This is a genomic window from Pseudoalteromonas sp. SR43-7 (assembly GCF_014163785.1).
GTDB lineage: Bacteria > Pseudomonadota > Gammaproteobacteria > Enterobacterales > Alteromonadaceae > Pseudoalteromonas > Pseudoalteromonas distincta.
The window spans coordinates 107,378-132,530 of record NZ_JACJDY010000012.1 but is presented as its reverse complement, the minus strand read 5'-3'; the positions used below and the strand labels follow the sequence as shown (position 1 = coordinate 132,530).

Annotated in this window: 14 protein-coding genes; 5 read left to right on the top strand and 9 right to left on the bottom strand. The window is 37.2% G+C overall.

Translation table 11 applies throughout. The features are described from left to right. A complete protein-coding gene (gene queF, locus H5087_RS11110; protein ID WP_039488544.1) occupies positions 1-846 on the top strand; it encodes an NADPH-dependent 7-cyano-7-deazaguanine reductase QueF in 846 nt (281 codons plus the stop codon). A gap of 205 nt (positions 847-1,051) precedes the next feature. On the opposite strand, the gene H5087_RS11105 is transcribed toward queF, so the two are convergent. From H5087_RS11105 to H5087_RS11095, 3 genes are read right to left on the bottom strand one after another with little or no spacing between them, the layout of a single operon-like run. Then, positions 1,052-1,957 (bottom strand): peptidylprolyl isomerase, encoded by a 906-nt coding sequence (locus tag H5087_RS11105; protein WP_182672055.1) that lies wholly within the window; start codon positions 1,955-1,957, stop codon positions 1,052-1,054. Positions 1,958-1,989: 32 nt separating this feature from the next. Next, positions 1,990-5,679 carry a translocation/assembly module TamB domain-containing protein gene (locus tag H5087_RS11100; RefSeq protein WP_182672054.1) on the bottom strand — a complete coding sequence of 1,230 codons (3,690 nt, stop codon included), beginning with the start codon at positions 5,677-5,679 and terminating at the stop codon, positions 1,990-1,992. Next, entirely contained in the window at positions 5,679-7,406 is a 1,728-nt protein-coding gene (locus tag H5087_RS11095; RefSeq protein WP_182672053.1) for an autotransporter assembly complex family protein, read from the bottom strand. Before H5087_RS11095 ends, H5087_RS11100 begins: the two co-directional genes overlap by 1 nt. 214 nt (positions 7,407-7,620) lie before the next feature. Between H5087_RS11095 and H5087_RS11090 the strand changes: the two genes are divergently transcribed. Next, complete coding sequence (locus tag H5087_RS11090; RefSeq protein ID WP_182672052.1) at positions 7,621-7,956, top strand: ribonuclease E inhibitor RraB; 336 nt, start codon at positions 7,621-7,623, stop codon at positions 7,954-7,956. 44 nt (positions 7,957-8,000) lie between these two features. On the opposite strand, the gene H5087_RS11085 is transcribed toward H5087_RS11090, so the two are convergent. The 3 genes from H5087_RS11085 to H5087_RS11075 form a co-directional block, all read right to left on the bottom strand. Beyond that, positions 8,001-9,752, bottom strand: a complete 1,752-nt coding sequence (locus tag H5087_RS11085) for a DEAD/DEAH box helicase (protein ID WP_182672051.1) — start codon at positions 9,750-9,752, stop codon at positions 8,001-8,003. A 124-nt stretch (positions 9,753-9,876) separates the two neighbouring features. After that, complete coding sequence (locus H5087_RS11080) at positions 9,877-10,179, bottom strand: H-NS family nucleoid-associated regulatory protein (protein WP_002958250.1); 303 nt, start codon at positions 10,177-10,179, stop codon at positions 9,877-9,879. A gap of 535 nt (positions 10,180-10,714) precedes the next feature. Then, entirely contained in the window at positions 10,715-13,342 is a 2,628-nt protein-coding gene (locus H5087_RS11075) for a TonB-dependent receptor (RefSeq protein WP_182672050.1), read from the bottom strand. A 314-nt stretch (positions 13,343-13,656) separates the two neighbouring features. Between H5087_RS11075 and H5087_RS11070 the strand changes: the two genes are divergently transcribed. From H5087_RS11070 to H5087_RS11060, 3 genes are all read left to right on the top strand, one after another. Next, positions 13,657-14,820, top strand: a complete 1,164-nt coding sequence (locus H5087_RS11070) for a DUF547 domain-containing protein (protein ID WP_182672049.1) — start codon at positions 13,657-13,659, stop codon at positions 14,818-14,820. Positions 14,821-14,883: 63 nt separating this feature from the next. Beyond that, positions 14,884-16,680 (top strand): putative 2OG-Fe(II) oxygenase, encoded by a 1,797-nt coding sequence (locus tag H5087_RS11065; protein WP_182672048.1) that lies wholly within the window; start codon positions 14,884-14,886, stop codon positions 16,678-16,680. Between the two features lie 5 nt (positions 16,681-16,685). Further along, positions 16,686-17,879 (top strand): DUF547 domain-containing protein, encoded by a 1,194-nt coding sequence (locus tag H5087_RS11060; RefSeq protein ID WP_182672047.1) that lies wholly within the window; start codon positions 16,686-16,688, stop codon positions 17,877-17,879. Positions 17,880-17,925: 46 nt separating this feature from the next. Here the strand turns inward: H5087_RS11060 and H5087_RS11055 are convergent, their stop codons facing one another. From H5087_RS11055 to H5087_RS11045, 3 genes are all read right to left on the bottom strand, one after another. After that, positions 17,926-19,578, bottom strand: coding sequence for a tetratricopeptide repeat-containing sulfotransferase family protein (locus tag H5087_RS11055; protein WP_182672046.1), 1,653 nt, complete (start codon positions 19,576-19,578; stop codon positions 17,926-17,928). Between the two features lie 58 nt (positions 19,579-19,636). Next, entirely contained in the window at positions 19,637-22,501 is a 2,865-nt protein-coding gene (locus tag H5087_RS11050) for a TonB-dependent receptor domain-containing protein (protein ID WP_182672045.1), read from the bottom strand. A gap of 276 nt (positions 22,502-22,777) precedes the next feature. Continuing rightward, on the bottom strand, positions 22,778-25,117 hold the full coding sequence (locus tag H5087_RS11045) for a DNA polymerase II (protein ID WP_182672044.1): 2,340 nt from the start codon (positions 25,115-25,117) through the stop codon (positions 22,778-22,780). Positions 25,118-25,153: the final 36 nt, after the last annotated feature.

The window sequence follows — 25,153 nt, the reverse complement described above, 5'->3', positions numbered from 1 at the left end:
ATGACAGATTACAGCAATTCTCCAGACCTTAAAGGTAGCGTATTAGGCCAATCTACTGAGTATGTAGATGTGTACACGCCAAGCTTGCTTTTCCCTATTGCGCGCAAACTAAATCGTGATGCTTTAAATATTGACGAAGCAGAGCTTCCATTTAAAGGCCAAGACATTTGGACAGGTTACGAGCTTTCATGGCTAAACAATAAAGGTAAACCGCAAGTTGCCGTGGCCTTATTTACCTTTGAATGCCAAAGCAGCCATATTATTGAGTCAAAGTCGTTTAAACTTTATTTAAATAGCTTTAACCAAACCCGATTTGAAAGCATTGATGTAGTAAAACAGCATTTAATTGATGATTTATCAAACGCGGTTAACAGCCCTGTCAAAGTGACTTTATATAATCCTGATGATTACAATTGCTTACCGTGTACAGCGCTGCCAGGTGAATGTATTGATGATTTAGATATTGAGATTAATAATTACGATATTGATGCTAATTCACTTAAAGCAAAAAGTGATGAAGTAGTTACTGAAACGCTCTACAGCCACTTACTTAAGTCGAACTGTTTAATTACCTCCCAGCCTGACTGGGCAAGTGTCATTATACGATACACAGGCGAGCAAATATGTCGCGAATCGTTATTGCGTTATTTAATTTCGTTCAGAACGCATAACGAATTTCATGAGCAGTGTGTTGAGCGTATTTATAGCGATTTAACAACACAACTTAATATTAAAGAGTTAGAGGTTTACGCGCGTTATACTCGTCGCGGTGGGCTTGATATAAACCCGTATCGCTCTACGCATTATAACGATACGCCATTTGCAGTTAAAATTAATCGTCAGTAGGTTATTTTAAACTGGAATATGAGTATTAAAAAAGGAGCCTAGGCTCCTTTTTACATTTTTTAATTAATACCAATTCCATTAAGTATGTGATCTAAATTTTACGCCGAAAAAAACAATTCAGTTCTAGGCGTAAATTGATGTAAATGGTTGTTCCCTTTGCGAAATTTACAACAAAGAAATGGGTTGTTTTAGCAAGTAAAATAGATCAGCTATTTATTGGAATTGGTATAACTTCGCGCTTAGTGGGTATGGGCATACCACACACGTCAACGTAGTTATGTGCTTTAACAAACCATGGTTCAACACGGTTTTTACGAGCATTTATTAAGTTTTTAAACACCGGTGAGTTTGTTTTCATCACTTTAAATATACTTTTATCGCTTTGTATATCGCCAAGAACTTGTATATTGGTAATTGGGTTAAATACTTTACCTTCAGTTGGTGTACGCGCTAAACGGTTAAAATGCTCTATACCTTCGAGCACTCGACCAAACACCGTAATATTTTTATCAAGGTAGCGCGGGCCTTGCCCTATTGTTACAAAAAACTCCGTACTCGCACTATTTATATCGTTATCGCGCGCCATGGCAAACACGCCACTACAATGCACTTGCCATGTTTGCGTATGTGCTGAGTTTTGAGCTACTGCAAAGCCGTTTAAAAAACCAGTAACTGGTGCATATCCGTCGCCATTTAGCTCAGTAATTAAAAGTGGTTTGTTTGTTGTTAAATAAAACTCAGCAAGGACTGTTTTATCTGCCATTTTAATTAACTTTTTACCCGAGCTGTCGCCACCTTGCGCTACAAAACCCTCAACAAACCGATAAACGCTGGTGTTTTTATAAAACCCTTCTCGTGCTAATTTTTTAATGTTTTGAGCGTGCTTTGGGGCAAGCTGTTCATTAAGTTCAATATACGCATCGCCCGTTGGCAGCGTTACCTTTAAAATATTTTGAGCATCCACTACTCGCCAGTCATTATCTGTTGCACTAGCAATTACCTCACTCGCGCTCAATAAAGGTAGCTCTTGTTTAGCAAAATCATCACCTAGTTGTTGAGCACAACCGCTCAATAAAACACTAAGCAGAGCTGGCAATATAATTTTTTTCATCGCTTATATCCTTATAATTATTATAGTTTTGGTTATTCCCAATCAAACTTATATAGCACATCAACATTTTGATATAGGCCGCTTGTTATTTCTATGTATAACTGTGAAAGTAACTGATAACGCACAGCCACTTCACTGAGCGAATCAAATACACCCACGCTATATTTAACTTGTAAGCTGGGTGCTACGTATCCTGATATTTCTACTTTGGTACTATCACCACTACCTGATGAGCTTAAACTTACATCTGACAACCCAAAGGTTTCACCTACCTTAGAAACAACCCCTTCGCTGCGGCTAACCCCTTGAGAAAGTAATAACTGTGTGAGCATAGCATCGCTTGACGAACTTTCTCCATCGCCTAAAGGTTGGCCATTAAGTAAATATGCGAGTGCTTGTGCTTGATCCATCGCAGGCTCAGAAAATATTTTAAGCGTTGGTTGTTCAACATTACCCGTAAGCGTAACCCCTGCAATGACACCATTTGCAGTCGTATCGGGGTTACGTATTGCTTTAATATTTAAAAATGGTTGTTCAATTGAACCGCTAAAACCTACTTGCCCGGTGCTGATTATTAAATCTTGCCCAAAGGCTAAGTAAGTACCTTCAATTAAGTTAAGCTCACCTGTGGCTATAATTGGTGCACCTTGACTCATTTTTATCGCTAAATCACCCGCAACTTTTGATTCCAAGCCAAACGATTCTACTTTTACATCGTTTTTAACAATCACTTTTAAATCTATGTCGTAATCAAACGGAACTGTTTCGGTGGCCTCGGTTTTTTGATCAACAATAATTTCATCATCGCTAACTTGCACTGCGCCCTCAGGAAGCTCTTCAATCATTATACGACCGTAAGGCACAACTACCTCACCAGCAAGCTTGAGTGCATTATTAGCCAAGCCTATTTTTAAATCCGGCGATACTTTAAAAGTAACCCCTTGCTGCGCGCGTACATAAAACTGATCGCCAACTACCGCCACATTTACAGCAGGTTGCGCACCTTGCCAATCAACGTCACCGGTGAGATTTATTTTACCGCCCTGATTGTCGTTTAAGTTGCCTTTTATTGTGGCTGTTGTTTTATCAAACAATACGTTTATATTTGATTTTTGCAGCGCTATAGGCAATTGCTCGCCCTCTAAACTAATATCGCTCACATTAAGCTCGCCATTTAATAATGGATCTTTTAACGTACCTGCTAACGCGACTTTTCCGCTAATATCACCTTTTAACTGCTCGAGGGTTTCAAGAAATGGTTGTAAGTCTGAAAGGAGTATTTTATCAATATTAATAGTGCCGTTAAGCGCTTGCGTATTTTGTATGTCGTCAATATCAATTTGTGTGTTTATTTTACCAAGCACACTTGATTCTAAATTAGCTTCAAGCTTGCCAACTTGAGAGTCCGAAAATGCACTAACAGTTAGAGTTTCGATTGGTAATTTAAAACGATCTTCTTCCGAGGTAAGCACCGCTTCTAAGTCGCTAGAATCGATATTTGCGCGTAATGTTTTAAGCGCACCACTTTGCCAATTAAGTGCTACATCGCCAGTCATATTACCGCGAGTACGAATGCTATTAGGTAAAAAGTGCTTAAGCTCCTCAAGAGCTAAATTGCTTAGTTTAGCATTTAGCTGACCGAGGTTTTTTGATTGGGCTAAGGTGTCTATGCACAATTTACTTTGCTCAGATGCCCAACAATGTGCACTTACATCAAAGTCGCCACTTTGCGTATTAACCATAATGGCAATATTTTTAGTATTACTAAAACTAAGCTTTTTATCGCTGAGCGTTACATTACTAAGCTCGCCATTCCAAGTGGTATTATTAATTTTGCCATTAACTTCAAACTCTACACTGCCTTGCTCAGCATCTACAGATGCCGTAAGTTGGTGATCTGTTTTGTCGCCGCTAATATCAATTTTAACGCTATTAATTTGCTGTTCGGCTACAAGCGCCGAACCAACACTTACCGAAACATCGGTTTGCCAATCGGCTGCGGTATCTAACTGCCCTTTTACTGATAATTTATTAATGTTTATTTCATCAAAAATAAAGCGTTCGAGTATTAGCGCTAAATCAACAGAGGGCGTTAACCTTTCCCCTCTCACTTTTAAATTTGCGTTGCCATCAGCAGTAAATGGAATATTAGCTTTTTCATCACTTTTAAGCGTTACTTTGCCATCAACCTGCCAAGTGTCATCAACTTGCCCGCTTAGTGCTAATTTATTGGTGCCGCTACTTAAATAAAAACTATCAATATTAGCTTTTAACGTGTTGTCGAGCTTAAAGTTTGAGGCAAATTCTAGTGGCACGTCGTTAAGTAATCCGTTTAACTTTGTATTATTCATTTGTAGCTGCCACTTGTCGTCAGCTGCATTAAACGAGCCTTTAAACTGTCCTGAAATATCACTGGTAGCGGCATCAGTTAAGTACTGCGCTTTTAAGTTAGCAAGCGTGCCATTAAAGTTAGCCTGTATGCCTTTTTGCCAATCAACATTGGCTTGTATAGTTGCACTGCTTTCGTTCGCCTTAATGCTTAGCGCTTGTAAAGTTGCTTTGGTGAGACTGCCTTTTAATTGGGTATTTAAGTCAACAGCTGGGTACGCGCCTAATTGGCTATTCCCCTGCAGGCTAAGCTGGTAATCGTCGGCATTACCTTGTGCATTGAGGCTTACATTTCGCACTTTAAGCTCATTACTTTGTGCATCAATAAGCCACTGTTTAATTTTGCCATTTAACTCAAACGGATAGTTTTTTTGCTTTAAATTTGCCGTTGCCGTTAAACTAAGCGGATATTGTCCCTGCGTTTCTAAATTTAAGTTTAGATTTGATAAGTCGCCATTCAACTGCAAATTGGCTTGGTGCTCATCACTTTGTAAAACAACATTCCCTTTTATGGGCAAATTTCCTGCAAGCTCAGCATTAAGGTGCGTATTAAGCTGCCACTGCTCATACTTTGCTGAGAATGACTCTAAATTAATAACCGCATCTTCCACACTTAATTGCAGCGAGATGTTTTCAATAACATGCTGGGCTTCGTTTTGCTCAATCGTAATGTTAGCTATTTCAAAGTCTTCAACAACTAAATCAAGTGGTGAAGTAAATTCTATATTAGGCAGTGCGGGTAGCTGCGTTAAAGGCGCTTGAGTATTTTGCGCCATTTGTGTTTTCGCATCTTGTTCTTGCTCTTTTAAAGCAACAAGTATGGTGGGAATATTCAGGCTTTTAACCGTCAGCTTTGAACCCTCTGCTTTTGCTGAGAGTTTAAAGTTATTAACGCTTACGTTTGCACTTGGATGCTCTAGCGTAAATTTATTGAACGCAATGTTTTTTACAGCAATATTAAAAGGTAAGCTGATTTTTTCAAGCGGCTCTGCCGCGGCTTCTTCTTGTGACTCTGCAGTTTTTGGTAATGTTAAATTTATAGATTTAGCACTTAAGTTATCTATACAAATTCCATCGCACTGCCACCAAAACAAATCAATTTTCAATTGTTGTGCATTAAAGTCAAATCCGTTGCTAGTAAAGCGCACATTAAAGGCATCATTATAAATAAAACGGCCATTTTTAATTTCAATATGTAGTCCATCTACCGCTTTGTTTGCACTATAAGCAATAAATTGATTACCGGGTGCGGTAAATAACAAACAAAATAGTGCGACAACTAACGTGACAAAAATAGCACTTACGGCGGCTGTTATCTTTTTTAATACTGACATTAAATTTCTGGCCCTATGGTAATACTTAAACGTGTGCTTTTACTTTCTTTTGTTAATCCCCAAGCGTGGTCTATACGCACTGGGCCAACAGGTGTTAAATAGCGAAAACCAAAACCAGCGCCTACTTCAAAATCATCAGAAAAATCATTCGTCGCAGTACCACCGTCAACAAATAAAGCTGCGCGCCAGTTTTGAGCAAACTGATAGTTGTACTCTATTGTACTGGTTAGTAAGTATTTACCACCGATGAGATCGCCATCATCATTTTCCGGCGATATTGATTGGTACGCAAAACCACGAACACTTTGATCGCCACCTGCGTAAAAACGCAGTGAGTAAGGTACGTTTTCAATATCATCAACAAGCATTGCACCAACATTTGCTTTTAAAAACACTAAATGCTTATCTAAGTAAGTACGTAACCACGCATGTTGCATTTGAACCCTAATCAGATTAGTACTCGAAAGTACATCATCTAAGCCAAACTCAGCAGATATAAGCCACTGCTCTCCCCAGTATGGAGTCGTGCCGCCTTTTGATTTTTTGCGGGCGTAGCTAATGCCCGGCATTAACATTTCTGTGCTTTCTTCCTCTTCATCACCGATGCGGTAGGTTTCTTGGTCGCGGCGTAAAAATGCAGTACGCACCCACTTATGTTCGGTTAACCATTGGCGCTGAACCTGCCCAGTTAATATTTCACTGTAAGTGTCGTTTGTGAGCTCATCTTCTAATTTATAACCAGCAGAAAAACGCCATAAATCATCATTCGGATCATCAACTGGAATGGTATAAGCCATGGAAATATCTTGCTGCCTTTGCGCCACATTTAAATTAGTTTCGAGATAATGGCCGTCTTCTGTGATCCACGGTTTACTCCATTTAAAACGCACTTTGGGCCCTAAGTCAGTACTAAAACCGCCGCCAATTTCATAGCTATTTGCAGGCTTGTGCAACACATCTACCTTAATAGGTACTTGGCCATTTTTACGCGCAGCAATATCGGCGTAAACTCGCACGCTTGCAAAATAAGGGGTGCTTGATAAATCCAAATTATAGTCAGCAATATGTGTTGATTTATAAGGTTGACCCTGAGTAAAAGGCGCAAGCGAGCGTATGTATTTTTCAGCAGGCGTATTACTGGCAATTTTTATATCGCCAAACTGATATCTAACCCCAGTATCAATTACAAAAGTAATAACAGCACTATTTTTCTTAAGTGACACTTCTAATTTGCGCGCTGGCCACTTTGCATCGAAATAGCCAAGCTCCAATAGCATAGATTCTATTTTTTTATGAGCAGAGTCATATCTACCATGATTTAAAACATCACCTTGTTTTAAGTTGGTATTTTTAATTAATGCCTGTAATTGAGTATCATTTTGGCCATCGCCGTTTAGCGTAATATTAATTGCTTCTATGCGAGTTGCAGGACCTCGCTCAACTTTAACAATTAACTCGCTATCGTCTTTATCATAAATAACCTCGACGGTCGGGCTATAATAACCAAGTGCTTTAATGCTATTTTGTACTTGCTTTTGGGCATAACGACGAAGTGTACGGGTTGGTTTTTCACCAATTAATTGCTTGAGATAAAGGGCTACGTTATTTTCTAAATCACCACTTAACCCTTTAATTTCGTAATCTTCTATGACTTTTTCTGCCGCATAGCTATTTGTCGCAATTAAAGCACTCACAACACATATGCAACGTAAAAACTTAATAAACAAGTAAATATCCTTACTTTTAATATCTTACATAAAACTGGCTGATTACGCGCATATTAGCATAGCCATAATGAGCAACACATTAACTTAATGACAATCTAACGCGTAAATTTAACTTTGAATAAGTATCAGCATAATTAAAATTAGTACGCGTGAAGACAATATTTTAGTTACAATAGTGCCTACGAATAAAAAATTAATTTTAAATGAGTTTTTAATGCAATTCCCTGATGATGATAACGGCCAACTTTTAGCCGAAATAGCCGCTGCTGGCGTTGATTTAAATAAAATGCACCAAGTCGATTTTTTTATTTTATTTGAACAAGAAGCCGATGCTGAAAAATTTGCTAAAGAAATAGTCTCTGATGCATTAGTTCAAAATGCTGAGCTTGAAAAATGTAAAGACACTGGCGTTTGGGAAGTTATCACTCAAGTACAAATGGTGCCAGAGCACACCCTTCTAGGACAAGCAGAGCAATACATTGAAAGTATTGCTAATAGCTTTAATGGATACGGTGATGGCTGGGGATTAATGGACGGTGACGAGGCTTAGTTGCCTTTTAATTGTATTAGTTCAATGTACTCTATCAGTTAAGCTTAGCGGCTTAACTGATTTGCCTTCCTAAAATTGCCTTTATAGTCAAATAGCTTATCAGCCACTTTCCAACCATACTTTTTGCTTTTTCGTGCAATAACAAAATCCGGTGGTACTAATTCAAATTGTGCGTTTACTACTTGCGCTGCAGTTTTAAAATTAATGGGTGTTTGTCCAAGTCCTACTCGTAGACCAAATTGCTTATTAAATATAAATTGCCCGCCCTTATTTGCGAGGTTATACACTTCATCGCAACTTGCGCCATCTTCATCAAAATACGTTACTTTAATAAGTTCATCTTTAATTAGAGTTACCGATAACCCACTACATCGAAGCACAAGTGCGTCTTTTAAGTTTAATGCATTGCGTAACTTATCATCAGGGTCGGCCATTACCGCGCCGCAATCATGGCATTTACGTGCAGCAATATCATTTTGGGCACCGCACTGCTCACATTCTTTAAACCTAAAACGATAATCGCACTGCTCTTTATGCCCATCATCATCTTCTAACAGGCCTTGGCAACGCCTGCCAAAGTGCTCTATTACTTTGCCAGTGGAGTCTGTTTTACCCCAAAATATATTCGCAAACCCACAACCTGGGCAAAGTACCTGCACAGGTTCATTATCACTATCGCCTTTTTTATCACCTACTTCTGGGTGAAATAAATTAAAACCATTGCCAGCATAATCTATTACTAAGCAATCCGTTTTTGATTCAGATAACCTTAAACCTCGCCCCACAATTTGTTGATATAAACTAACTGATTCTGTAGGTCTTAAAATAGCTATAAAGTCGACATGTGGCGCATCAAAGCCGGTTGTTAGTACCGATATATTAACTAGATACTTTAATTGCTTAGCTTTAAATTGCTTAATGATTTTATCGCGCTCAGTGTTTGGCGTATCACCTGTGATTAGTGCACTTTGATGAGCTGGCAAGTAGCTTAATATTTCCTGGGCATGCATTACCGTGGCGGCAAAAACCATAACCCCTTCGCGCTCTTCACTGTATTGAATTACTTGCTGTAATATAGCCTGCGTTGCGCGCTCACTGTTTTTTAAAAGCGCATTCATGTCATCAGTCGTATATTGCCCAAATGCATTGCTATCTAAGGACGAAAAATCATAATGGCTAATTGCTGCATCAACTTCGTTAGGCGGCGTTAAATAATTATGTTTGATCATATACCTGAGCGGCAATTCAAAAATACAACTTTTAAACGGGCTTTCTTGAGTACCCTTAACAAAACCATGATAATGGTGGTGGTATATCCACCCCATTCCTAACCGATAAGGTGTTGCTGTTAAACCCAATACTTTTAACTGAGGGTTATACTCTTTTAAACTGTTTATTACTTTACCGTACTGACTTTTTTTATCCCCATTTACCCTGTGGCATTCATCAATAATAAGTAATGAATAATGCTCATTTAATTTATTTAAATTACGAGAAAGTGATTGCACACTGGCAAAGGTTACTTGATGGTTTAATGATTTTTCTTTTAAGCCTGCTGAAAATATACTCGCCTCTAAACCAAAACTTTTATATTTTTGCGAATTTTGCTCTACCAGCTCTTTTACATGAGCAAGCACTAATATTTTTTGCTTAGCTATACGCGCAAGTTCAGCAATAACCAAACTCTTACCTGCGCCGGTTGGTAGTACAATAACGGCAGGATCATTACTCTTTCTAAAGTGTAAAACGGTGCGTTCTACGGCTTCTTGTTGGTAAGGTCTTAGTTTATAGCTCATGGGTAAACAAATAGGTTCGAGTGAAGAGATTTTAGCAAATAATAGCTGGGAGTTTTAAACTTTAATTATATTTTATTGAGGGGTAAACAAAAAAGAGAAGCCGAAGCTTCTCTTATATTTAGCTTTAAGCTAAAAACTTTTCAAGCTCAACACCTTCAAACGCTTTAGGACGACGGCCACGGCCAGTCCATTCAATAGTCTCACCATTAAGTTCCATGCGGTACTTAGGCTTAACTTTAGTGCGCTTGTCTGATGCTCCATCTTGTAAATCTTCTAGCGTAAGTCCTTTTTCTTTTAAAAGATCCAAAACTTCCTGTTTCGCTTTTTGCTGCTGGGTATATTTTGAAATTGCATCATTGATAAGCTGTTGAGCTTTTTCAAGCTCTGTTAATGATGCTGTTTTAATAAAAGATCGGACTTCTTTCATCTATATCTCGCTAAATTGTGTGATTGGAATTATTTAAATATTCTTTTTTAGTATAAGGCTATTTCTCAGGAATGACTATTACAAGATATAAACTAAATAATCTCTCTATTAAATATACGCTATTAGTCTTACCTTATTAAATTAGGAATAATTTAATATAAATTGTCGATGTATAAGGGAACTTCATTTTATAAAAACATATAGTCGATAAAAAACACTACTAATCCGTTGAATAATAAATCCCAGCTTTCAGTACAATAAAGCAGCTAAGAACTTATATGTAATTTGCAAATATCATTACTTCGACTCAATTAAGAAAGCCACATTATCTATTCTTAGTGTCAGGTGAATATCATCGGAAATTACAAGGTAACAAACTTAAAAATTAAGTGGGTCAGTAAGTACATACAACCCATAATCTAAATTTTGAAGATAAAATAGCAAACCAAATGTAAAAAGGTCAGAAGCATAAGCAACTGACCTTTTATTATAATCGTCAACGTATTAAAGACGAAACATAATCTATAAACGATTCTTAGAAGTTTTGTTCAACTTTTAAAAATACAGCTCGGCCTAAAACATCATATAATGATGTTGAAGCGTCACGGTAACCTCTAGTGCCATCGTTTAGCTGTGGTGCTTCTTTATCAAACACATTGTTCACACCTAATACAAACTTACCATTCCATTCATGGTTATATGATACTTGGATATTGTGTTTAATATAGCTTGGAATATCAGCTAAATATGTTACACCATACTCTTCATTACCTGAGTCTTGGTCGCCTATGTAGTATGTAGTCCATGCTGCACCAAATGCATCATTTGTCCAATCAAAGGTAACATTACCACGAAGCTCTGGGTACTCTTGCAGACCAGCATAATCAAACGCATCAGCGCCTTTTTCTGTTACTTCTTCAAAGTCGCTTACATAACTTAGCTCACCTTTAAGAGCGAAATTACCAATGCTAGACTCAAACATATAAGCTGTTTTAAAATCAAAACCTGATGTTTCTAAACTCGCCATATTTTGGTCAAAGCTGTACATTACATCAATACGACCTGTGTTTGGATCGCGAACTACTGCCGGGTTAGAACCATTGTCTTGCTCGTCTTTTAATAGGCGCTCAACACTTACAGCTGCAATTCTGTTTTCTAACTTAATATTATAGTAAGAAAGCTCTACAGATAAGTCATCTGTTACATTCCAAACAAAACCTGTTGTAAATGATTCACCTTCTTCTGGCTCAAGATCTGGATTACCACCAAACCAAGTCTTATGTTGCTGTGAAGCATTTGGGTTACAGTAAATAGCATCAGAACCTGCATTGCCTTGCGTATCACACCAAATTGTATCGTAAGCTTTTTCGAAGCTTAATGCCTGACTAGAGAACATTTCGCCCATGTTAGGTGCACGGAACGATTCACCCCAGCTAGCTCGAACTAATAGCGCATCAGAAGGACGCCATGCAACACCAATTTGAGGGGCAACGTTATCGAATGTTCCTGATACAAATTGTGAACCAACGTCACCTTCTTGCTCGTATTTGTCATATCGAACAGCTGCTTTAATATCAACATTGTATGGTAAGTTTACTTGTAGCTCTGAATATACAGATGTTCTGTCACGCTCTGCATTAACATCATCACCACCTGAACCACCTGACACTCGACCAGAGGCCGATTGAGGGTCGCTCATTTGTTCAAATTCTACTTGCTCAAATTCAGCACCAACTACACCAGCAATAGAAACATCACCATTATCAAACAATAATGTAGATGCTACCGAATCAAATTGAGTACTTGTAAAACGAGCTTGATACACACCTGTATGAGCAGCTTGACCATACAAATCCTTCATGCTGCTATCCCAGTCAGCAAAGCTCATTCCTGATGTGTTAAATATATCATACTCACCACTATCAACTAGCTTTTGAACAACATCATCATTTATAAGGTTTGTATTAAATGAATTAGTTGTAGAACGGCTGTGTTGTACATTAAATTCCCAGTCAATACCATTTGCAACATCTACAAAACCGACTAAACCACCCAAGAAATCAATACTATTAATTTCAGTACGAGTATCTCGCTCACCAATGTTAGCTGAGCGCATGTATAGAGTTAAATCTTCGCCTACAGGGTTTAGAGGATTATCAGCCAACATAGTTGGTTGGTTTGTAGATACTGGTGTACCTGCATAGCGAGAATCAGTTTCAGAAAGTGATGCACTCGCGCGACCGCGGAACTTTAAGTTATCAGTGAATTCATAATTGAAATTTGAAAGCATTGAGTTCTGAGTAGTATCACCAAATAACTTGGTTACTGCACCATAGTTATATAAACAACGAGTGCCTCCATCAACCGTGTTATTTGATTCTGCACACATAGTAGGGCTTGTAACCCAACCACTAGCACCATTACCATTTGGAACTGAGCTAAATGACGAATAATCAGCATAAGTCTCATCATTTAATTTCCAAATATCTCTATCGAATACTGATTCAGCATCATAATATTCATAAGTTAATGTAATATTACCCTTCTCACCAGAGTAACCTGTACTTACGTTAAAACGATTTGTATCACCACCTTCAGCACTAGGTAGTTCAGTATCATATGAAAAACTTAATCCGTTAAAATCTTTTTTTGTAATAATATTAATAACACCTGCAACAGCATCTGAGCCATATACAGCAGAAGCACCTTCGCGAAGAATCTCAATTCTTTCTACGATCGCCATTGGAATACGAGAAGTATCCGCAGCTGCGCCTGAAGAAGAACTTGTACCAGGCATACGGCGACCATCAAGTAACACTAATGTGTACTCAGCCCCAAGGCCACGCATGTTTATATTACTTGTTGCTGCAGCACCGTTACCGTAACCTGACATACCACGCCAAGAACCAAAGCTATTTACAGAAGTGTTATTTAAAACATCAGCAACTGATGCTTCACCTGATAATTGTAGATCTGCAGCTGTAATAACAGTTACTGGTGATGATGTTTCCATATCAACTTGTTTAATGCGAGATCCAGTTACTTCTATACGTTCAACTTTTTCTTTTTCCGCAGCCATAGAGCTTACAGAAAAAGCTGCGGTAGATGCCGCGCCAAAAGCTATCGCTAAGCGAACCGCTTTCGAGATTTTATTATTTAACATTGGATTACCCCTAGAATATTTTTTAATTATTTTGTTTTCAAAACGGTCTGCAATTAATCACAGTACCTATTTCGGTTTGAATAGTAGGCCCAACTCGAGCAAAAGGTCAACACTTTGACAACGAAAAAACACATTAATTTACAACAACTTAAAGAAACAAAAAACTAACACATTGCGATATTATCACCATTAACTAAAGAGCAATATTCCACTTTTTGTAGTCATGCTAATAAAATGAAATTAAATGTAAACAAACCTTGAAAGTGAATTAACATTTGTAGATTATGGTGTTCCTAACAAACAAAGGAATTGCTATGAAAACTCACCTCGTATGTATTTTAATACTCACTATCTCATTCTCGGCTTTCGCTGACTTAAAAGAACTTCCGGAAGAATTTTCAGATTTTAGTTTAAATAGAGATATTACTGTCTCATATGATGACTTAGATACTCTTCTAAGTTTTACTGTAATTGATACTGGAGCATCAGATCGTTCCAAACTAAATTCTCAAGCCTCCATCGGTACAAGAATGAAGTCGCATAAAAATAACGACACAGCATTAGAAGCAAATCGTTTCTTCTTTGAAGAAGTAACAAAATCAGAGATTAAAGACGGTTTTTATAAGATTAGAGTTAGCCTAGAAAGTCTGCCAAATGAAATCTCACTTAACGAACTCAGCCTTGATGAGCAACTTGCTTATTGGTTAAACCTTTACAATACAGCCATGTTAGAAAAACTAATCACACACTATCCTATTCGCGATACAGAAGATTTACTCTTTGGCAGCAATTCAATTTTAAAGGATGAGTTTTTAAATGTTGCTGGCCATAAACTTTCTTTAAACGACATACAACAAAATATTGTTTTTAAAAAGTTTGGTATAAAAAAACCAATAGTTATGTATGGGTTTTATCAAGGAAATATAGGAAGTCCTAACATTCGTGCCGAAGCATATAAAGGAAACAAGGTTTATCATCAATTAGTTGAAAACGCTGAAGAATTCGTCAATTCAAATAGAGGAACTAGTATCAAGCGAAAAAATCGCCTTTATGCCTCTAAGTACTATGAGCAAGTTAAACCATTATTCGAAAACTTCGAGAAAGATTTACGAGAGCACCTAAAAGACTATGCAAACCCGCCAATGAGCTCTGATATAAAATATGCTAAGAGCTTTAAAATAGGTATTGAAGATTGGAGAATCACTGATATTTATGGCACAGAGCGAAAGTTTGGTGGCGCAGCGTCAACAAACCCTGCAGCCATGCTCAATGCTGTTGCAAATAACTCATCAAAACCAATAGGAGCTGATGGCGCAGGTTCAGGACTAGGTGCTGTTAACATAAGCTTTTTATCTAATTCTATTTCGGAGAAAACGATGAACTTTGGCCGCTTTTCTCCAGAAATGCTCGAAAAAATTAGAGCTCTCAAGCTAAAAGAAACTGATAATAGTGGCTCTGTAAAAATAAAAGACCTTTAATAAATTTTATTATTTAACTTTAAAAAACACCCTGTTAACATGGTACGAAAAATAGGGTGTTTTATGTCTAACTTTCTTAACTCTGCGCTCGCTGCTTATAATTCACGCCAATATAACCAAGCTATTCTTTTTTTAAACAAATGTGATATTAAAACTGTTGATTGGTATATTTTACTTGCCGCTACATATAGCGCACTTAACCAAAATGAAAATGCCGAACAAACATATTCTTACGCAGTAAATAAGTTTCCTTCATCCCTCCCTCTAATTGAAAACTATACAAACTTGCTGTGCAGAACTGCTAAACATTCGTTATGTTTAAACTTTTTAAAAAACACAAGGTATTTGGCACAAAGCGAAAAGGTATCTCTGAATTTTATAGAAAGCTTGATCAAAACCAACCAGTTGTTACAAGCAAAAAAGGAACTTTCTAAAACCGTATCTGATGAAACCTTAAAAGAGAGATATCACTGGTTAAAGCTTGAATTACTAGAACGTTTGGGTGACTTAGAATTAGTTGAAAGCTATTACCTCTCTTTACCTGCCGATTTAAAAAATCAATTTTTATTTAAATATAAACGTGCTTGTAATTTTCGCAATATGGGTAAATTCGACAATGCTTTAGATATATTTTTAATGCTAAGCGATAAGCAGAACAAGTATAGCCCCGAGGTTAACTTTTTGATTGGCTGTACTTACTATGATTTACTAAAGTTTGAGCTCTGTGAGCAGTATTTAAAACGATGTCTTGAACAGGCTCCTAACTATATACCTGCGCATGAGTGTTTAAATAAATTATACTGGGATCGTGCAAACAAATCAGCCCTTATGAGCTCCTACAATAGTACATTCTTAAATCATGCTAAAAACCCACAACTAGTTCAATCACAACTAGCTCAGCTTTTACATTTTAAAGATTTTAATCAAGCCCTTGATGTATCTTCACAAGCAATTAGGCTCTTCCCTGATAACTTAGACATAAAACATGCTCATGGCATCATTTTAGGTAAGCATGGGCAAAGTGATAAAGCATTCATTATATTAGATGAGCTTGTATCACAGGCTCCCCAATCAGCAAGATATAGTGTAGATTTGGCAAACTACTGTATTGAAAATTTTGAATATAAAAAAGCAATATTACACTTAAACACTGCAGTTAAACACAACCCTTTTAATCAAGAAATCTGGGCTTATTTATCCACAGCTTGGCGCTTAGCTAAAGACGATAAATATCATTGGTTAACTAATTACGATATGTTTGTTAAAACAATGGCTCTACCTACGCCTAAAGGCTACAAGTCGTTTGACTCTTTTGGGAAGGAACTCAAGGAACTATTACTTACTTTACACACTAAAGAACAAGAGCCGCTTGATCAAAGTGTTCGAAGAGGAAGTCAAACTGAAGGACACTTACTCTATCGCTCAAATACGTTACTCTCATTATTTAAGCAGTCAATGGAGTCATGTATATCTACTTACTTAAATGATTTACCAGCAGATAGTATGCACCCATTAACGGCAAGAAATAGCCTAAACTTTACTGCCAAAGGCAGCTGGTCAGTAAAACTAGAAAATGGAGGATATCATGCCAATCATATTCATCCTCACGGTTGGTTGTCAGCACCCAGCTATATTTCTATACCTGATGAAATGAGTAAAAATGATCCACTTAAAAATGGCTGGTTAAAGTTAGGAGAAACATGTCTTGATCTAGGAAAAAGAGAATCAATAGATCGCGAGATATGCCCTGAAAGTGGACAAATTATCATTTTTCCTAGCTATATTTGGCATGGCACAAATGAGCTTAAAAGCGATAGACCTCGCTTAACAATACCTAGCGATATTATGCCAATTGGTTAATCTAGTTGATTGAAATTCAAACTAGTGCTATAAAAATAAACAAAAACAAAGGATTGATCATGATAAAATGCTTGCTACTTATAATCGCTATTGTTTTTATTCCAGTGAAAGCTGAAGAATTCTCTTTACCCGAAGAGTTTTCAGATTTTGGCTTAAATAGGGATATAAGCATATCTTATGAAGACCTAGACCAACTTCTAGAGTTAACCGTTATTGAAATGGGTTTATCTGATAGGACTATTCTAAAACCAATAGTAGGTAATGGCACAAGGTTACGATCTAATAGAGACAGAGATACGGCTTTAGAGGCTAACCGCTTTTATTTCGAAGAAGTTGTAAAATCGGATATTAAGCTAGGTTTTAAAGTAATTCGCCAAAGCCTAGAAAAAGTACCTGAAGAAGTCCCTTTAAACGCATTAACCTTAGATGAGCAATTAGCTTATTGGCTAAACTTATATAATACAGCCATTATTGAAAAGTTAATTGAACATTACCCAGTTCGAAATGCAAAAAAATTACTCGAAGGTGAAAACTCAATACTAAACGATAAATTTATAAATGTTTCAGGCCATACCTTGTCACTTAATAATATTCAACATGATATCGTTTTTAAGAAATTTGGGAATAAGAAAATAGTAATGTATGGCTTCTATCAAGGGATAATCGGAAGTCCGAATTTACGTAACGAAGCTTACACAGCTGATAAGGTATATAAACAACTTTCAGGTAATGCTGAAGAGTTTGTAAACTCCAACCGAGGCGTTCAAGTTAAAAGAAATCGTCTAAACGTTTCTATTTTTTATGATCAAGCAAAAATTTTATTTCCTGACTTTGAGAACGATCTACTAAAGCATATTTTAAACTATTCTGATTCTTCTATTAACTCACAAGTAGAAGATTCGGAAGAATTAATTCTAGCTATTGAGGACTGGAATGTAACCGATATATACGGCACTGAGCGCTCATTTGGTGAGGGTAATGCCACCAACAAAGCGGCCTTACTAAATGCCGTAGCAGCCAATAGTAACGTGCCTGGTGCAGGCGCTATGAACCTTAGCTTCCTAAGCGATATGTTATCCTCTAAAGTTAGCTCTCAATCTCGCTTTTCACCTGCAGTATTAGACAAAATTAATAAGCTTCGTCTCAAGAAAAAAATCAATAGTAGTAGTGTTAAAATAAAAGACTTACCCACTAAATAATTAAATTGTATTCAGCGCTCTATTGAGTGCTGAATACTCTCAGTTATTAATCTAATACATTATTAAACTCTTCAAAATCAGAAATAGATAAGCTTTCTTTAATATACCTACTGAAATTTTTATATCTTCCCGATGAAGATGTATAAAGAGGCTTTCTCACCTGCCAAACACTAGCAGTACTTACAATATTTTTTTGTTGATGAAATAAACCGCTTTCACCTTGATATTTTACGCCTAAAAATTCGAACAGAGGCAATAATACCCCCTCGGGCTTTGAAACAAGTTCATCATAATTGACTGTAAAAATATCATTAGGATACTTTGTTAGCCAATGTGCTTTAACACGCTGCTGCGCTTTATGATAGTGCACTGTATCATTCAGTGCGGTCGCATAATTCAAACTTGGGCCTAAATGTTGAAAGTAAGCTGATAAACTGTTATCTCTAATATCGCGCTGTGTCCAAATAACTTTTGCTTCAGGGTACATCATTTTAATTATATCAATGTATAAGTAGTTCTCAGGCCGTTTATCAGTAACAAGACTACTTTTTCCCGCTCTTAACTTTAATTCTTTCTCATAACCTTGCTGAAATAATGTTGAGTTAACCGTGCTTGACAGCACTTTAGGCTTATCAATTAGATTGAATAGTTGCTTATGCAAGTAATCAATCTCTCCTCCATTGCTAATCACCTCAGAAGTGCAAATTATTTGTTCTATTAAGGTTGAACCAGACCTAAACATGCCACAAATAATAATTGGAACAATATCGCCAGTCTTACTTTTTACGTTACTAAGCTCTCTTGCTAGTGTGCTACTTACTTGGTGTTCAATATCAACTCTGTTGTATTGCGGGATATATTTTCGATTAAAACTATTGGCTTTAGTATAATAAAACCATGATTTTTCATAATCTTTGCTATCGTCAAAGGCTTTCCCAAGCGCATAATACATATCAGCTTTTAACACATCATCTTCTGTAGCTTCTAAAATAGATAGGCTTTTTAGTTCGTATTCTAACGCTTCTTTTTTATTAAATGTTTGTATATCAGCAATTCTCGCATGCGCCAGACCATATAAAGGATTTATCTTTAATACCTGATTAAAGCTCTTTAAACAGTTTTGCTTATCACCAAGCTGCTCATATATATTAGCAAGATTAAAATAGGCATTAATTTTATTTGGTTCAACTGTAATTGCCTGCTGTAAATAATTAGTCGCAGTCCCATAATCAATTAAAAGCTCAGAGTAGACGGATGCTAACTCCACATAAGCGGTATATATATCGTGGTAACCAAGCTCGATAGCTGCTAAGAAAGATGTACTTGCAAGAATACCATTGCCATCTTTTTTTGCCATTTCACCCAATTGAAAATACGACATTGCGCTATCCGGTACTATTTCAGTGTATTTTTTAAGTAAGTCTATTGCTAAAGAGAATTCATTACTGGCGGCATATAGCTGACAAAGAGTATTTACATAATCGAATTTTTTGGGGGCTATTGAAATGAGTCTTCTACAAACTTCCTTACTTTTTAGTAAATCTCCTTCATTCATAGCTACTTTAAACAATACAGCTAAAGCTTGCTCATTAACTTCAGGGTTGTCGCATAAACCTTCTAGGGTAGCTTTTCCTGCCACAATCTTTCCACTATTCAATTGCTGTATTGCAAACAGTAAACTGTCTTTTACCGATTTCATTTTTTCCCCATAAAAAAAGCGAGCCTAAGCTCGCTTAATATACATTAATTAATTCAAATTAGAATTTTAATGAAAGGCTCGCATGGAAGTAACGACCTAACGAATCGTAGTAACCAGCAATAGCATTTGCGTTTGTTGATAATGAACCACCAACTAGAGGTGCCTCTTTATCCATAACGTTGTTAACACCTACTAATAAAGACGTGTAATCATTAATAGTAAATGTACCTTTAAGGTCAATATAGCTTTGTGAGCTAATACCGTCGTCTTGTACTAATGTATCAGCACCAGTGTAATCGTTTACACCGCTGAAGAAACGCCATTTAGCAGTAGCTCTCCACCAGCTGCCCGTGTCGTAGCTAGCAGATACAACATGACGCCATTCTGGTTGAGGGAAACAACCGTTATCTAATGAGTCAACACAGTCATATACTTCACTTACACCAGGAATATTATCAAATTCCTTAGTTAACATGTAGGTACCAATGATACTAGTTTTTAATGTACCTTCAGCAATTTCCATATCGTAGTTTGCGCTTAAATCGATACCTTCGTAATGGATATTACCTAAGTTAGTATTTGTAGCAATAACTTGGCCAGAACCTATCCAAAGGCTACCACTACCAGGTGTACGGTCTACGTTATCACAAAATACAGCCGCGCCGCTTTTACCACATTGTGTAACTAGAATTTCTGGGTCAATATTACCAATCGCGTCTTCAAGTTCAATATCCCAGTAATCGATTGAGAAGTTGAAGTTTTCAAATGGGTTACCAACAACACCTAAAGTAATAGTATCAGCGATTTCTGGAGATAAATCTGGATTACCACCAAACAGAGCATTATATTGATCCGCAGGGCTCTTACCTACATTGCCATACTGACTTGCAGAAACACCTGTATTTGCACACTCAGCAGCTGTTAGGCTTGGTGTACCAGCACATGGATCAGTACCGGCCCATAAACCAGTGCTTTGTTGAGCGAATAGCTCACCATTGTTTGCTGCACGAACTGCACGGTTGTAGCTTGAACGAATTTTCCAATCGCCTGTTACATCCCAGTTCATTGCCACTTTATAAGTCGGCTCAGCACCTGAAGTGCTATAGTCTGACCAACGGTAGCCTAATTCAACAAGTAAACTTTCAACTAACGGTAAATCTTCAACGATTGGTAGGCTAAGCTCACCAAACACTTCACGTACTTGATAACCACCATTTAAACTCTTAGTAGTACCACCTTGGCCTAGTAATAGACCTTGTGCATATACTTCATCAGCTGTTCTACTGAATGTTTCTTCACGATACTCTGCACCAAATACTGCAGCAACTGGGTACTCTGAAGATGGAAGTGAGAAATCGAATTCGCCAGTAACAAAACCACTTACAATCAATTGCTCAGTAACACCGTTCAAGATTGCCGTACCAGTAAGTGACTGTGCAGCTTCTTCAGTTACACCATCAAACTGAAAAACATCGTACGGAATACAACCAGAAGTCGCGCTACAATCTTCACCATTTGCTGATAAAGCGGTGATTATACGCGGACCAAAGAAATCATTTTCATATGCTGAAGAAGATGAAGTTGAACCGTATTGAGCAAATGCTTCGTAAGACCAAAGGTCGTTAATTTCGCCTTTACTACCTAATACTAAACGGAAAGAGTTATGTTCAAGGCTGTCTGCACGAGGGCCACCTTCAACGTTACGCTTACCAATATAAGTTGCAAACTGATCACCTGAAGTCAATCCGAAGCGCTCAGTTAGTTGTGCACGTTGTGTATCATTTAATAATGGGCTATCAAAATCAATTGAGTAATTATCATTAAAGAACGTACCAGACTCAGCAATCTGCGCTGTAGTGCGGTTACGCATAAACATTGCTTCCATGAACGGACGGAAGCTATCATTGATTTCGTAGTTAGCAAACATACCTAATGTATGACGTTCATCAGGACGCATAAAGTGGTTAATTGGCGCGTAGTTATATGTATTACCAACTGAAGGAATAAAGCTGCTATCTTGACCTAGAGTCCAGTATTCGTACTGGCCTTCACCAAAGTCTACAACACCGTCAGCGTTAGGAGCTGAGATATAAAAGTTAGGGTTAACAGCATTACCTGAACCACCACAAGCTGTACCAGCAGCATTTAGAGCACAAGATGAGTAATCACGTGCACCTTGGCGTAATTCATTTTGTCTGTTGTAAGTAAAGTAAGCTACTGCATGACCTTTACCACTATCAAATGCACCACCTAGGGTCGCTGCAAAATCAAATGACGCGCCATCAAGACCCGTATTACCTTCTTCATATTCAAAGCCAGCATCATCCATTAGGCCTTGCATGTATTCATTATCGTTATTATGTTGGTAAGCAGTTGTACCTACATTAACTTCAAAACCTTCAAACTGATCGTTCATTACAAAGTTTACAACACCAGCAACAGCATCTGCACCGTAAGTAGATGAACCACCACCAGTCATTACATCTACGCGTTTAATTAGCGCAGCAGGAATTTGGTTAATATCAGCTGATTGTGTGTAAATACCACCAGCTTGCATACGACGACCGTTTACAAGAACAAGAGTACGCTGAGCGCCCATACCACGTAAATCAAGGGTTGCAGTTCCCGAAGCACCATTTGATTGGAAAGAAGTATTAGACGCTTCCAGTTGCGGTAAGCTATTCATCATGTCTTCAACACGAGTAAAACCTGCAACAGCAATTTCTTCAGCAGTTGTTACTTGCACTGGGCTAGCTGTTTCCATATCTGTACGTTTGATACGTGAACCAGTAACTTCAATTCGTTCAACCTTATCAACTTTTTCTTCATCAGCAGCAAACGAACTTGCTGAAAAAGCAGCTGTTGAAGCTGTACCGAAAGCTATCGCTAAGCGAACTGCTTTTGAAACTTTATTATTTAACATTTGATTCTCCCAGAATACTTTATATTTTTTATATTTTTTGCTTGATTACCATTTGTTAATAAATGGTAATCATACGTCATGATAATACCAGCAACACAATGCGGTCAACATAAAATTAACTTATTGTTAATTACCAACACTTTCACAGCTAAAGCATTACAATTTAAAATCAAAAAATTTACATTGGCATTATTAAATAGCGCCATTACTGCATTAGGAGAAATTATAAAAAGGTGGGATTGAATTCACAAAGGTTAACTTTTAGCTTACGGTAACTTAAAAGAGAGAGGTTTGAGTGCTCTTTGATAGCGTCACTTCCATAGCACTAAAAATCATTTCGGCTATTGGGTCTAATTGTTTTTTTATATACAAAGGATAATTCAGTCTTTTATTTGTATCACTGAGCTCTGGTCCATCAAATGTGTAAACATACTCTATAATTTGCCCTCGTTTCACCTCAAAGTTTGGGTTCTGGGCTTTATATTTTTTAACTGCTTGGACATGTGGTGGAATATTCTTTTTATATTCAGTTAAATTTTGTCCTAACCTTTTTCTATAAATTAATTTATCGTCAAATTCTCCATTTTGTAAACGCCTAGAGTAAGAATTAACTAACTCCTCTAAAAGGCTTATTTTATAGTCACTACTGAACAAAGTTTCAAACAACTCTACTTGAAACTCTTGAGCGAACTCAGTCCAATCACTTCGAACTGCTTCAACACCCTTAAATACTAGCTCATTGTGATTTTTGTTAATTTTTTGACCTACATATCGTTTTTTAGAGCCCATCGTTTTCCCCCTAATTGTAGGCATAAAAAAAGGACTGTATAAGGTTTCAAATTCAATCTCCAAAAAGCTCTCTAAGTCGTGCTTCTGACTAATTTCTTGTACCCACTGTTGATTGATATTAATAGCTAATTGTTTACCAATTTCATCGCATTGAAGCGTATTCAAACCGTCATCCAAAGTAATGAATATTGAATCTGTATCGCCATAAATTACATTGTACCCACACTCCTCTATCCATTTTTTTGTGGTTTGCATTATATCGTGCCCACGTAGTGTGATTGAACTTGAAAGACGTGGATCGTAAAAACGACATCCCCGAGAACCAAGCACTCCATATAAGCTATTCATAATAATTTTTATAGCCTGCGATAACATAGGTTTTTGGCTATCTTTTGCTTCTTGCCTTGTTATTGATAAAGTTTTTATAAGGGCTGGTAAATGATTTTTATGTCTTGAAAAAAGTGCATTATTATATCCTGGGATTGCATCTTTTGGATTGAGCAACCCCTCAATTAAACCAAGAGGGTCTATACAAAAAGTACGCATAATTGATGGATATAAGCTTTTAAAGTCGAGCACAAGTACATTTTTATAAAATCCCGGCTTTGAAGACATTACATACCCTCCAGGACTATCAAAATTTAAGCCATGATCTCCTAAATTAGGTGCTACATAACCACTTCGGTGAAGTAAGGGCAGATAAAGGTTAACAAATGAAGCGACTGAACCGCCCATTCTATGAAGTTCAAGCCCCGTTAATTGACTCCTAACAACAGCAAAATCAAGTAAATTTAATTTGTTAAAAATACGTAGAACCAGTACGCAATCTTGTCTATTGTATTTCGCAAGGGATAACTTATCATCATTAAATTGGCGTTCAATTTCTGCTAGCTGGTCACTTGAACTGATGAACTTTTTCTCACCAAGCTCCTTAGCAGCTACATTTGACAGGCTAAAGCTATCATAGTGGTAGGTCGCATTTTTTAACGTGTCTATACCGTCTATAACAACTCTTCCTGGTATAGTTAATCGAGTATAATGGCCTACTCGTAATTTTATTTTTTCGTTATTACGTCCAAGACGCAATTCTATACCTAGAGTTTCAGCTCTGGAGTGAAGAACAGAAAAATCAAACTCAATGACGTTCCAACCAATAATAAGATCTGGATCTGTTTTTGCTATAAAGTGCTGTAATTTTTGTAAAAGATCGATTTCATCAACACACCATATTACTTCAATTGCATCACTATATTTAATAGGACTGCCAATCATTAATACACAATCAATGCCATGACCGACCAAACCAATAGAGAATAATACCCCTTCTCCATTGCACTCGATGTCTAAAGAAACTGTTTTAAACTTAGGATTTACATCTGGGTTATTTTTAAATTGGCAATTGGTTAACAGCCTATATCCGTCTTTATGTGTAATATCTCCTCTCACCCATGTGGAGCCTTTAATAAATCGCTCCATTAAAAAGCGATCTATAGGGCGTATGTCATCTTCGTATGTCACAATGCCCTCTGCGCTTAGAGCTTTTAACGCATTGTAGTAATGTTTAAGTGATTTAAAGTAGCAACCAGCCACAGTCCCCTGCTGGAAATCTTTTAATTCTACAGGGACAATTTCAAAAGAAACATCTGAGAGCCGCAGTACTTTTTCTACCGTCGCTTTATCCTTTAACTTGATAAAAAAAACAACTGACTCTGGTAAGCTAATTGCTTTTAATGGCCCTTTTTCAGTTAAAAGCCAAATAACAAAACTTACGCCCAAAGGTGAATCAACTGTTTCTGTAGAGAGAATAAACCCCGAGTCTAAGTGCATTAATGAAATAAGCCTTGTAATAAAAAACGACAAAAA

Bases quoted from the DNA above. Each gene is read 5' to 3' on its own strand.
- queF (WP_039488544.1), top strand. From the start codon at position 1: ATGACAGATTACAGCAATTCTCCAGACCTTAAAGGTAGCGTATTAGGC.
- H5087_RS11105 (WP_182672055.1), bottom strand. From the start codon at position 1,957: ATGAAAAAAATTATATTGCCAGCTCTGCTTAGTGTTTTATTGAGCGGT.
- H5087_RS11100 (WP_182672054.1), bottom strand. From the start codon at position 5,679: ATGTCAGTATTAAAAAAGATAACAGCCGCCGTAAGTGCTATTTTTGTC.
- H5087_RS11090 (WP_182672052.1), top strand. From the start codon at position 7,621: ATGCAATTCCCTGATGATGATAACGGCCAACTTTTAGCCGAAATAGCC.
- H5087_RS11085 (WP_182672051.1), bottom strand. From the start codon at position 9,752: ATGAGCTATAAACTAAGACCTTACCAACAAGAAGCCGTAGAACGCACC.
- H5087_RS11080 (WP_002958250.1), bottom strand. From the start codon at position 10,179: ATGAAAGAAGTCCGATCTTTTATTAAAACAGCATCATTAACAGAGCTT.
- H5087_RS11075 (WP_182672050.1), bottom strand. From the start codon at position 13,342: ATGTTAAATAATAAAATCTCGAAAGCGGTTCGCTTAGCGATAGCTTTT.
- H5087_RS11070 (WP_182672049.1), top strand. From the start codon at position 13,657: ATGAAAACTCACCTCGTATGTATTTTAATACTCACTATCTCATTCTCG.
- H5087_RS11065 (WP_182672048.1), top strand. From the start codon at position 14,884: ATGTCTAACTTTCTTAACTCTGCGCTCGCTGCTTATAATTCACGCCAA.
- H5087_RS11055 (WP_182672046.1), bottom strand. From the start codon at position 19,578: ATGAAATCGGTAAAAGACAGTTTACTGTTTGCAATACAGCAATTGAAT.
- H5087_RS11050 (WP_182672045.1), bottom strand. From the start codon at position 22,501: ATGTTAAATAATAAAGTTTCAAAAGCAGTTCGCTTAGCGATAGCTTTC.
- H5087_RS11045 (WP_182672044.1), bottom strand. From the start codon at position 25,117: ATGCACTTAGACTCGGGGTTTATTCTCTCTACAGAAACAGTTGATTCA.